Here is an 11,180-nt window from a genome sequence, read left to right as displayed (position 1 = left end):
GCGTGGATTATTCGAGAATAATTAATCTTATTAAAGAGTCGGATTACGTTGAGTTTGCTGATTATGGTGACGGGATTGCTGATGAGTGGATTTATAAAGCTGAAGCTCGTCTTGGGTTGAAGTTGCCTGATAGCTATAAATGGTGGCTGAAGTGTTATTCTGGCGGGGAAATATCTGGGGAGGAGATTTATAGTATCTACGAAATGGATTTTGATAGTGTAAGGGGGGGGGATATCGTTTATATGTCAATCGTTAACGGTCGAAATGGGTTGTGTGGGAAGGAGAGGCTATTTATCTGCGAACCGCCGGGTGCAGGGGAATCATTTTATTTTGCCACGGACGATGGTCTTAATGATGGAGAGTATCCTGTTTATAGGCTTGAACTTTCTGATCAAACTTCTAGTTTGTATGCGAAAAACTTTATCGATTTCTTAGAAAAAAGAATAATGTCTTTCAGTTGAATAACGATTCTGCGTTTAAAAAATGGTTGAGAAAGGCTCGGTGCAAAAGCGACAGGAGAATTAGCTAGTTCTGGTGGGAAACCCACTGTTGAGTTATTTGGTGGGAAGAATGCTCAAACTCCTGGTGCTATAAACGTGGATGTCCGAGCAGATATTCAGTCTGGTATTCGAGCGGACGCAACGAAACTTCCTTTCAAGGATAGTTCGGTGGGAGAGATTGTTGCTAGTAACCCATTCATTCCCAAGAGTGCAGGTGGTACTAACTCAATGATGGATTTTCTTCCGGAAGCTACTCGCGTGGTTGAGCCTGGTGGAAAGATATTTGTCAACGCAAATGCTGCGAACCCTTACGGAAAAATACCAAGTGCGTAAAGGGGACGGATTTATTTAAATATTTAAAAATCCAGATGAGTTGATTAAATAAATCCGTCCCCTTTGACCCAATGTGGTGAGTTTGAAAACGATTGATACCCGAGGTAAAGGGTGGTCTTATGACATGAGAACCCATATGGACACCTTGCAAAGTTCAAAAATTACCGTGGATGGCGTACCGGCAACGAAAATTTTGGACATCCGAGTTCAACCGGGCGGAATGGCTGACGCGAGCAAGCTTATAGAGTATGGAAAGCAACGTAATATTACTGTGATTATTAAAGAGTTCGGTGGCTAATCATATGGCTGAAATTGAAATTGTCTTTAGCGAGAGGCTACATGATGGCGCTTCAGTTGTATGGGGGCGGCTAATACAACAGCTCAAAAACTTTAATGAGGATACCGTCATTGATGGCTTTACCGGCAAGAAAATAGGGTTGGCGGACGTTTCGAATTACTTGGAGAAAAACAAGTGTCAGAGTTTTTTTATTGAGCTGGCAAACGGTTCTGTCGAGTTTTCGTATGTGGCAGATAAAGCGTTTTATCGGCTTGATATGAAACACCTGGCGAATTCGATTGAAGTTGCACAGACCTTGATTGAAGCTTTAATCGATGAGCCCGGCTTTGTTCAGGCTCGAATTTACGACGCCGAGTATGATCGATGGCAAAATGCCGAGAGTCTTACGCTCTTTGAAGTTGAGCGCGTCGAACACGCTCATCTGCCCAAGAAAAGTAATGGGCTGCCTTTTCCGCTGACCCAAGAGGTCGTAGATATATCAAAAAATCCTGGGCGTTGGGTTTTAAGAAACGGCTACATTGAGGCGGTTGGCGCTTTCATGTGGGTAAGCAAATCCTTGCTTCAGTTAGTGGGTGTCGACGAAAAGAAGTTAATGGATATCGACTGCTTTGCAGTAGAAGATTTGGGCGGCGTTTTGAAGATTGCTGCCTATAATCAGTGCTTCACTGCAGCCGTAGGGGCTCAGGCAGAGAGGCAGGACTTGCTGAGAGAAGTTTTGTTTAACGCGTGAATTAGAGCGAGAATCGGGCGCGGGAAATAGGGTTCAGGCCACGGTTTTCTAATTAAAGTATTAATAGTGGTCTGACCCCCTATTTCTCGGTCGATGATATAACAGCGTAAAGGGGGCGGATTTATTTAAATATTAAAAATTTCTTATGAGTTAATTAAATAAATCCGTCCCCTTTAACCAAATGCAAGTGGTATCTGTAATAAGTGTAGTGCAGGTTTGACGGGTAATAGTGACCTGAATGGGGTGGTTAAACAATTCAGTCAGCGCTATCCTACTCTTCTGCTAAGAGTTACCGCTGAGGGAGGGGCAGCAATGCCAAATCGTCTAACAGTCCTAGTTAAAGATGGGAGAATAGTTAATGGACAATGAAGAAGCGCTTAAAGTCATTGACAGTATGATGTGGGTAAAGAAAGCCTCAATTTTCCTTCTGTTGCTTGATTATGCTCTACGTAACCTTGACTCGGCGAGTGATACGCAAAAAAAATGTCAGGAGGCAGTTGATAAGTGTTGGCGATGGTTGTCTGATCGAGGGCTCAGTGCTGATGAATTAGCATATTATCTAGACTCCGATGATATGCAGAGCGGACCGCTGGCAGAAGGAAATTTTGCATCTGAAAGCGTAGAACAAAATAGTTTAATTTTAATATTGTTGGTGATCGGTTTTTTTGCCAATAAGGCCTATAAGATTGTAGGGCTACAAGAGCAAATGTCTGAGCCGGTATGTGAGGCGGACGAGAGCTCTGCTGTATATATTGTTGCTTATATTGAACGGATAGGCTTGTCTGATAAGTTGAGTGTTTATCTATCTGCACACGTTTTGGAAAATAGGGGGCAATCCACGTTTTAATGCTGGCAGAGTTGCTCTTTAACGTAAAGGGCAAGGATTTATTTAGGACGTAAAAGTGACGGATTTGTTTAAATATTAGATTTAAAAACTCCAGCTAGGTCAATTAAATAAATCCGTCCCCTTTGCCCAGAGTGAGTATAAAAAATGGAAAACTTGGAACTCTCCGAGTTAAAATTTCCGAGTATGAGAGAGGAGCTGGTTTCCTATCTGGCAGGTTTGTCGGACTCAGATTACCAGTTCCGTGCCTGGGTAGAACGTTCATCGCCGAATTTAGCTTATGATGAACTTGATTACACAATACATTTTTTATATGACGATACAGGGCTCGCTGAAAATGCATACACTTGGATAGGGCTAGTTTTGAAAAATGATCAGGAAGCTAGAGCCATCGAGGACGTGGTTCAAGCTATTGACGCGCTTTTTGATAAGTATGGTCCTGATCTTTCTGATAAAGAGTATTTGGAAAAAGAAGAGTGGGCACGCATAGTGTGCGTTTCTAAAGATGCTTTAAAAGTTTTGCTTCATGGTAAGTGAGGTTGTTTAACCGAGTTAAAGGGGCGGCACCCAGGCCGCCCGGCTTTTACTCAGGATGGATCGGTATTGAGTCTGCGACTGATGACATCCAGCAAATCACACCCATCGCGCAGCGGAATCGCCAGCAATTGGGCGAAGTCTTGAAGCACCACAGCATCGCTGCTGAGTTGGTCGCGGAAGGCCAGGTTTTCCAGCAGTTGGGTGACGGCGCGAATCCGGTACACGGCGGCGTCGTGGAGGACATCGAGGGGCGCATGGGTGTCGATAAGCAGGGCGGGGACGGTGCAGTCGTGGCCCGTGAGGGGCATGTATCGATTCATTGTCAGTACTCTGTTGGTGGATTAAGCCACCACTCATTCGTCGCCAAACGAATGGGTGGCGGCCGTACGCAGGTTGGCGAACCGGCAACAGAGAAAACCGGCAGACCCGAAGGTCTCCCGCGCACAGCCGCCATATCATGCACAGCTTTGCGGGTGCAAAAACACCTGCATAGAAGCGGGATGCTTTTGCGCTCTGTTGTCAGGTCGCCAAACCTGAATCGCCATGTGGGCGACGGCCCGGACTATAAGCCCGCACCCAAACCCACGCAAGGCAGCAAAGTACTGGCCCACTCCCAATGCCTCATGTCTTCACCCCCATTGCCGACACCCTGGCGATGATTAAACGCATCCACCCACCACCAACATTAAAGGACTGATGTGAAAAACCTTCTCCTGATTCTCCTCTCCACCCTCATCCTCGGCGGCTGCGTCAGCCAGCCCCTCACGCCCGAGCATCGCGCACAGGTCAAGACGGTCAAAGTGCTGCCCGTAAAGTGGGAAAAGAACATGGTCTACATGGGCCGTGAACAAGCCTGGGGTGCGGCCCTGGGCGCCGGGCTTGGTGCGGGCGTCGGCATGGCCAGCGGCGCGTCCAAGCTGGGCACGGCGGCCTTGAGCGGCGCGGGGTTTGCCGCCGGCATGAAGGCAGGGCAACTGGCCGAGATGTCGACGCCGGCCGCGATCCTCACGGTGATGGACGCCGAAAATATCGACTTGGGCGTGTTGCTCAAGCAGGCCTTTATCGATGCCTTGGGTAAGACGTCATCGCTCAAAGTGGTGGGTGACGACGAGCCGGCCGATGCGCAGATTCAACTGACGGTAGGCGAGTGGGGCTTTCGCCTGACCCAGGGTTTCAGCAGCGTGGTCTACCCGACGCTAACCGTGGTGGCGCGCATGGACCGTGGCGACGAGATGCTCTGGCGCACGGTGGAGTCGATCACGCCGTTCAATGGCCAGAATGTCTACGGTTACACGCCGCTCACTTATCGCACTGATCCTGAGGCGTTGCGCCGCGCGTTGACGGGTATCACGCAGATCTCCGGGAGTTATCTGGTGAAGGAGCTCAAGTAGACCAGCGAGAGGTCGCCGCGTGGCTTGCGGTGGCTGATCCTGACGCGAGCAGTTTGATAGAACCCGCCGAGCACCTTGAACATTTTGTATATCCCAGTGTCTTTACCCCGCCCACCCGCAACCGGTCGGGCTGCATGGACTGCAGCGTTTTCAAATGACATTAAGGATTAATGTGAACCTCGCCCCCCAAGCCTCTTTTCTGTCACCGCCCGCTGTGGTGCACAGGCGCGCGCCTGCGTTTCAGGAACGCACCCTGGGGGAATGCATTCGGATCAATTGATCCCTCGCTTAGTACACCTACTGCCGCCGGGCCTATTGGCGGCTTTTAATGTAGTTCATGGAGTTTGAAATGAAGCGTAAGCAGTTCCAGAAAAACCTGTTGGCACTCATGGTCGGCGCAATCAGTTCGCAAGCGCTGGCCGTGGAGTTCGACCTGGGGCAGGGCAAGAACATTTGGGTCGGCGAGACCTTTAATGAGTCATTGATTATCAACGGGACGTTCTCCGAAGTAGTGGTGCCGACCACCACCAACCCTGCCGGACTGGGTGTGGCCAACACCACTATCCAGGGTTCGTTGATCAACCGTGCCGACATCACTCTGGATTCCCAGGGCGCCGCCATCCGTGCGATTGCCCTGGACCCGCTTTTCTGGTCGGGCCCGCAGAACCTGAGCCCGGGAACTGTCACCGGGGACGTGGTCCAGGCGGGCAACATTCTTATGAAAAATGGGGGTTACGAGGGGCTTGAGATCGGCGCGACGACCATCGGTGGAAGTGTCATCAACTCCGGCACCATCCGTTCCACGCTGCCCCTGACGCCGCCGGCTTCACCTTCCTACGTGGATGGCGGCGAAGGCATTTACCTGCATGGCACCACCATCGCCGGCGACGTCTCGAACACCGGTGTGATCGACATGAACGGTGATTACGCCATCGGCCTGATCCTCGACCGTCAGAACAATCTGGGGACCACCGTCGGCGGCAAAATCCTCAACGCCGGCACGCTCAAGGCGACGGGCGAGGGCGCCTGGGGCATCGAGGTGGAAACCGACACCAACCCTCTGCGCATCGAAAACAGCGGCCTGCTTTCTGCCAACGGCAATGACGCCAAGACGGTGATGTTTCTAAACGGTAAGGTCGACTACATCCTCAACACCGGCACCGTCGAGGCCACGGGCACCAACGCCAATGCCTTCGAGTTTGCCGGGGCAACCTTTGCCCAGAACAGCGCGACCGGCGCGCGCGGCATCGTTAACCGCGGCACGATCAGCGCCGATGGTACAGCCATTCATGTAGATGCCGCGGACCAGACCTCGGCGTTCGAGATCAACCAGCAAGCCGGCGAAATCCGCAGTAACGCCGGCATCGCCATCGACGCCGCCAACCTTGCCACGCTGAATTGGACCGGCGGCAAAATCACCGGCGACCTGCTCAACTTGAGCGCGGTGAATGTCGCAGGCCAGGCCGATTTCACCGGCAGCCGCATCATCGCGCCGGTATCGGTCAACTCGGGCTCGCTGAACCTGTCGGCGCCCGGTACTGCGATCACTGGCAACCTCAACATTGCTAGCGGCGCAGGTATTGATATGCACCTGGCCGACAGCGTAGTGCCGACAACGCCGTACCTGACTGTCAACGGTGCAGCGAATTTCGCCCAGGCTTCGAAGCTGACCGTGAGCGCCAAGCCGGGCGACTTCGCCAGCACCAACAACGGCACTCAGTACACCCTGTTGCAAGCCACCAGCGTGCAAGACAATGGCCTGTCTGTGGCCAGCTCGTCCTCTCTGCTGAGCGTGCTGAGCTACTCGGCCGACGCGCAAACGGTCAAGGCCGTGGTGGCGGTTAAAGACAACCAGCAAGTGCAGCAGGAGCTCGCCGCGGTGGGCGCCGGCGCTGCGTCAGCGACGGCGGTGAACACCTTTAAAAACGACGTACTGAGCGGACTCAATCAGAACGACCCAGTGTTCCAAACCCTGGCTGACGCCGGCACAGCACAGCAGCTTGCTCAGGTCAGCGAACAACTCAAGCCGGACGTCAACCGCGGCGCCCTGGACGTGGCGTTGTCGGGCCAGGCCGTGGTCAACGGCGCGATCTTCAACCGCCTCACCGACCAGCGCGAAAGCCGTCAAACCGGCGGCGTGTGGGTGCAGGGCCTGAGCAGCAACATGGACCAGGACGGGCGTGGCGGCAACAACGGCTACTCGGCCAACAGCAGCGGCATGGCCGTGGGTGTGGACGGGCGCTTGAACGACACCACCACGTTGGGCGTGGCTTACAGCTACCTTAACTCCAACATCCATTCCGACCTCGGCAACAAGACCGATGTGGAGGGCCATGCGCTGTCGCTGTACGGCAACTGGTCGCTGCAAAACTGGTTCGTCGACGGCAGCCTCAGCTATGGCCATAACGACAACGACAGCAAACGCCATATCGCCGGCACCACAGCCAAGGGCAGTTACGACAGCAATGTGCTGTCTGCCAGTGTGATCGGCGGCTACAGCTTCAAGCCGTCGCAGGCCGTGGTGATCGAGCCGCGTGTGGCAGCGCGTTACGCCAACGTGCGCATGGACGGTTTCGACGAGAAGGGCTCCTCGGCCGCGCTGAGCACCCAGTCGCAACGCTATGAAGTGGGCGAGCTGGGCGCTGGTGTGCGCTTGGCGGGCAACTTGCCCATGGGTGCCGGTAGCTTGCAGCCGGAAGCAACCTTGATGGCGTATCACGACCTGATGGGTGATCGCGTCGCACAAACCTCCAGCTATGTGCTCGGCGGTTCTGCGTTCACCGTCACCGGCGCTTCGGTGGCGCGTGACAGCTATGAAGCCAGTGTCGGCGTGAACTACCAGGTGTCGGACTTTACCGTGGGTGCCAGCTACACCCGCCAGGCCCGCAGTGGTTTTGATGCCGATGGGGTCATGCTCAAGGCGCGGTACGCGTTTTAAGTATTACGGCCGATAGAAAACGGCATCGGGCTGCGGTTCTCCCACGTAGCCCGAGCCAGATTTTTAAATGTGCTCAAGGAAGTAACCCATGAAAAAGACCTCACTCTTAATCCTCGCCCTGGCCTTGGCCGGCTGCCACTCCACTGCCAGGAACTCCTCGCCAAGCCTGCTGACGGACGGCGTCCAGTTGCAGCAGAAAAAGGTCGAGGTGGACGCCGAACACGCCAAGGTCATCATGAAGGCAACCGGTTTTACCTATCCGGTGCAGTTCTCCGTACGCCGTAGTTCCGATGCAGATCAGCGACCGGAAATCCTCGGGACGGTGGTGGATTCCGGCCGTGGCAAGGTATTCGGCTGGATCGCCAAGATGAACGAAGTGGGCAACAGCGCCGTCGCCAAACGCTTCCCGCAGTTGGAAGTGCAGGCTGACCCGGGGCAGCCCTTTGAAGTGATCGGCGAGTCACGGGTCTACAACGCCAACTATGTCGGCCTCGTCAAAACCTATGTGTATGAGTGCGGCCCCATGAGTTCGACCTTCAAGCCTGAGAAGCAAAAGGTTTACCTGGTGGAATTCGTGATTATCGGGAAGGGCTGTGAGCAGCATGTGTATGACGTAACTGCGCCTAACGAGCGTGTCCCGGTGGCGACTGTGGCAGCGACGGGAAATATTCCGTCGCTCTAAGTTGCTTTAACCCGAATCGCCAGCCCCTTGCGTCTGACCTTGTGAACGGATCATTCATTCACGAGGTTCAGCCCATGTCCCGTCCTCTTCTGCTGTTGCGCCCTGCCGCCCAAGGCTTCACCGTGACCCTGCTGGTGGCGCTTGCCGGGTGTGGGCTTTCTTCATCCCGTGACGTGGCCAAGCCCGCTGAGTCGGCGCCTGTCGTGGAGGTGCAAAGTGAGCCCGCCAGCGTCCAGGGGGCCATGGTCAAGCGGAGGGTTGCGCCTGCACCGATGGCGTCGCGATTGGTCATGAACGACTCGATCGCCATGCAATACCAGACCGAGCCTCGGGAGCACTATCAGAACCTCCCGGACAACCCGATTCGCAGCGTTGCCGAAACACCGGTCTCCACCTTCAGCGTCGATGTCGACACCGGCAGCTATGCCAACGTACGACGTTTCCTTAATCAAGGCAGCCTGCCGCCCGAAGGTGCTGTGCGACTTGAGGAGATGGTCAATTACTTCCCTTATGACTACGCCTTGCCCACCGACGGCTCGCCCTTTGGCGTGACCACTGAAGTGGCACCGTCGCCGTGGAACCCTCACAGCCGGCTGTTGCGCATCGGCATCAAGGCCTCGGACCACGCCGTGGCGGACCTGGCTCCGGCTAACCTGGTGTTCCTGGTGGACGTATCCGGCTCGATGAATCGCCGCGAAGGCCTGCCGCTGGTCAAGAGCACCCTGAAACTGTTGGTGGATCAATTGCGCGACCAGGACCGCGTCTCGCTGGTGGTCTACGCCGGCGAATCGCGAGTGGTGCTCAAGCCCACCTCGGGCCGGGACAAAACCAAAATCCGCAACGCCATCGACCAACTCACCGCCGGTGGCTCCACCGCAGGCGCGTCGGGGATCGAAATGGCCTACCAAATGGCCCGCGAAGGGTTTATCGACAAAGGCATCAACCGCATCCTGCTGGCCACCGACGGTGACTTCAACGTAGGCGTGAGCGACTTCGACAGCCTCAAGCAATTGGCGGTCGACCAGCGCAAAAGCGGCGTGTCCCTGACCACCCTCGGCTTCGGTGTGGATAACTACAACGAACACCTGATGGAACAACTGGCCGATGCCGGTGATGGCAACTACGCCTATATCGACAACCTGCGCGAAGCCCGCAAAGTGCTGGTGGACCAGCTCAGCTCGACCCTCGCTGTGGTGGCCCGGGATGTGAAGCTGCAAGTGGAATTCAATCCGGCGCAGGTCAGCGAATACCGATTGCTCGGCTATGAAAACCGCGCCCTGAAGCGTGAGGATTTCAACAACGACAAGGTCGACGCCGGAGAAATCGGTGCCGGGCACACGGTGACCGCGTTGTATGAAATTGTCCCGAAGGGTGAACAGGGCTGGCTGGAGCCACTGCGCTACGCATCGGCAACCAAGGCTGACGGTAAAACTGATGAGTTGGCGATGTTGCGGGTACGCTACAAACCAGCGGAAGGCGGCGATAGCCGACTGATCGAACACCCGATCAGCAACCAGCACAGCGGCAAACCCAGCGACGACCTGCGCTTCTCTGCTGCCGTGGCCGCCTTCGCCCAGCAACTCAAGGGTGATGGCCGCTACACTGGCAGCATGAGTTTCAAGGACACGGCCGCACTGGCCCGCTCCGCTCGGGGCGACGACCCTTTTGGTTTGCGCGGCGAGTTTGTGCAACTGGTCGAATTGGCCCAGAGCCTCCAGGCTCCGGCCAAACACTGATCCACCTCAAAGGAGTGCGCCACCTGATGGATTCACCCAGCGACGAAGCCCTGCTGTCCCGCTACCGCAGCGGCGACGGTGCAGCGTTCGAGGCCCTGTATGCGCGGCATCGACAGGGCCTGTACCGTTTTCTCGTGTCCTTGAGCAACAAGGCCGAACTGGCCGAGGAAGTGTTCCAGGACACCTGGCTCAGCCTGATCCGCAGCACCAGCGAGCCACAGGGGCGGGCGAGTTTTCGCACCTGGCTGTTCCAGATTGCCCGCAACCGCCTGATCGACCACTGGCGCAAGCACGGCATCCACAACCCGCTGCACGACAGCTACGATGAGCAGCTTCACGGCCAGCCCGACGACAGCGCCGGGCCTGAGCAACTGCTGAGCCTGAGCCGTGATCAGGCGCGCCTGGACAGCGCACTGCAAGACTTGCCCGAAGACCAGCGCGAAGTGTTCCTGCTGCGCCTGCATGGCGAGCTGGAAGTGCCACAAATCGCCGCGCTCACCGGCGCCCCACTGGAAACGGTAAAAAGCCGCTTGCGTTACGCCCAGCAGAAACTGCGCCGACTGCTGGCCGAGGAGGTACCCGCATGACTGACCCCCGACATACCCAGGACTCGAACGACGAGCTGCTGATCGAGCATTTCCGTCAACACACCAGCGGCGAGCCGCCGGCTTCCCTGGACGCCTTCATCCTGGCCACCGCCCACCGTGAAGCACCGGTGCGGCAACCCGGCCTGTGGCAGCGTTGGTTACAGGCCTGCCAACGGCCGCGCTGGCAGATGGCGTTTGCCACCGTCGCGGGTGTGGCCCTGATGATTGGTTTGGTCACGCGCTCGCCGGTGCCGCAGCCGGAGTTATCCACAGGTACTTACGCGGCGGCTCCGCAAGAACTCGCTCGTCCGGCCCCGGCAGCGGCGCCGATGGCTCGATTCTCCGTGGCTCCGCAGGCTGACAGTGCGCCGCAGGTGCAGGCAGAAGTCGCGGGTTCGCTGGCGGATGAGCCGGTGGCGAAGATGAGCAAGCGCTCGGCTGTTGTGCTGCCGTCATTGGAGCAAGGGCTGCAGGAGATCCTGCGGTTGCGGCAGGCGGGAGAGGCGAAGGCGGCGGATGAGAAGCTGTTGGAGTTGCACAAGCGCTTTCCCAAGGAAGACTTGCCGGCGCGGTTGGAGGTGTTGCAGAAACCCTGAATCGACGC

13 protein-coding genes are annotated in these 11,180 nt (G+C 55.9%); 12 read left to right on the top strand and 1 reads right to left on the bottom strand.

Annotation, left to right across the window (positions count from 1 at the left end; all coding sequences use genetic code 11):
- The first annotated feature begins 2 nt into the window (after window positions 1-2).
- The 6 genes from HX814_RS26865 to HX814_RS26840 all read left to right on the top strand — a co-directional run bounded on the left by HX814_RS26865 (window position 3) and on the right by HX814_RS26840 (window position 3,242).
- Window positions 3-461, top strand: a complete 459-nt coding sequence (locus HX814_RS26865) for an SMI1/KNR4 family protein (protein ID WP_008433668.1) — start codon at window positions 3-5, stop codon at window positions 459-461.
- Between the two features lie 135 nt (window positions 462-596).
- Window positions 597-833: a methyltransferase domain-containing protein gene (locus HX814_RS26860; RefSeq protein WP_256579544.1), complete on the top strand. Its 237-nt coding sequence runs from the start codon at window positions 597-599 to the stop codon at window positions 831-833.
- 136 nt (window positions 834-969) lie between these two features.
- Window positions 970-1,131 (top strand): hypothetical protein, encoded by a 162-nt coding sequence (locus tag HX814_RS26855; protein WP_008433669.1) that lies wholly within the window; start codon window positions 970-972, stop codon window positions 1,129-1,131.
- A gap of 4 nt (window positions 1,132-1,135) precedes the next feature.
- Window positions 1,136-1,861, top strand: coding sequence for a hypothetical protein (locus HX814_RS26850; protein WP_008433670.1), 726 nt, complete (start codon window positions 1,136-1,138; stop codon window positions 1,859-1,861).
- A 358-nt stretch (window positions 1,862-2,219) separates the two neighbouring features.
- Window positions 2,220-2,708: an Imm6 family immunity protein gene (locus HX814_RS26845; RefSeq protein WP_008433671.1), complete on the top strand. Its 489-nt coding sequence runs from the start codon at window positions 2,220-2,222 to the stop codon at window positions 2,706-2,708.
- A gap of 144 nt (window positions 2,709-2,852) precedes the next feature.
- Entirely contained in the window at window positions 2,853-3,242 is a 390-nt protein-coding gene (locus tag HX814_RS26840) for a hypothetical protein (RefSeq protein ID WP_008433672.1), read from the top strand.
- Window positions 3,243-3,292: 50 nt separating this feature from the next.
- Here the strand turns inward: HX814_RS26840 and HX814_RS26835 are convergent, their stop codons facing one another.
- On the bottom strand, window positions 3,293-3,550 hold the full coding sequence (locus tag HX814_RS26835) for a hypothetical protein (RefSeq protein WP_008433674.1): 258 nt from the start codon (window positions 3,548-3,550) through the stop codon (window positions 3,293-3,295).
- A 390-nt stretch (window positions 3,551-3,940) separates the two neighbouring features.
- Here HX814_RS26835 and HX814_RS26830 point away from each other — a divergent pair, with 390 nt between their 5' ends.
- The 6 genes from HX814_RS26830 (at window position 3,941) to HX814_RS26805 (ending at window position 11,172) form a co-directional block, all read left to right on the top strand.
- Window positions 3,941-4,633 (top strand): hypothetical protein, encoded by a 693-nt coding sequence (locus HX814_RS26830; protein WP_102367864.1) that lies wholly within the window; start codon window positions 3,941-3,943, stop codon window positions 4,631-4,633.
- A gap of 349 nt (window positions 4,634-4,982) precedes the next feature.
- Entirely contained in the window at window positions 4,983-7,571 is a 2,589-nt protein-coding gene (locus HX814_RS26825) for an autotransporter domain-containing protein (protein ID WP_177009319.1), read from the top strand.
- A gap of 88 nt (window positions 7,572-7,659) precedes the next feature.
- Window positions 7,660-8,253: a hypothetical protein gene (locus tag HX814_RS26820; protein ID WP_003218164.1), complete on the top strand. Its 594-nt coding sequence runs from the start codon at window positions 7,660-7,662 to the stop codon at window positions 8,251-8,253.
- A gap of 74 nt (window positions 8,254-8,327) precedes the next feature.
- Window positions 8,328-9,989, top strand: coding sequence for a VWA domain-containing protein (locus HX814_RS26815; protein ID WP_003218162.1), 1,662 nt, complete (start codon window positions 8,328-8,330; stop codon window positions 9,987-9,989).
- Between the two features lie 26 nt (window positions 9,990-10,015).
- On the top strand, window positions 10,016-10,576 hold the full coding sequence (locus HX814_RS26810; RefSeq protein ID WP_003218160.1) for an RNA polymerase sigma factor: 561 nt from the start codon (window positions 10,016-10,018) through the stop codon (window positions 10,574-10,576).
- Complete coding sequence (locus tag HX814_RS26805; protein ID WP_177009318.1) at window positions 10,573-11,172, top strand: hypothetical protein; 600 nt, start codon at window positions 10,573-10,575, stop codon at window positions 11,170-11,172. The genes HX814_RS26810 and HX814_RS26805 overlap by 4 nt, the downstream gene beginning before the upstream one ends.
- Window positions 11,173-11,180 lie beyond the last annotated feature (8 nt).

Source organism: Pseudomonas sp. C8002, assembly GCF_013385765.1.
Taxonomy (GTDB): Bacteria; Pseudomonadota; Gammaproteobacteria; order Pseudomonadales; family Pseudomonadaceae; genus Aquipseudomonas.
Note: the sequence above shows the minus strand (reverse complement) of the source record. Positions and strands in the feature narration are given on the sequence as shown.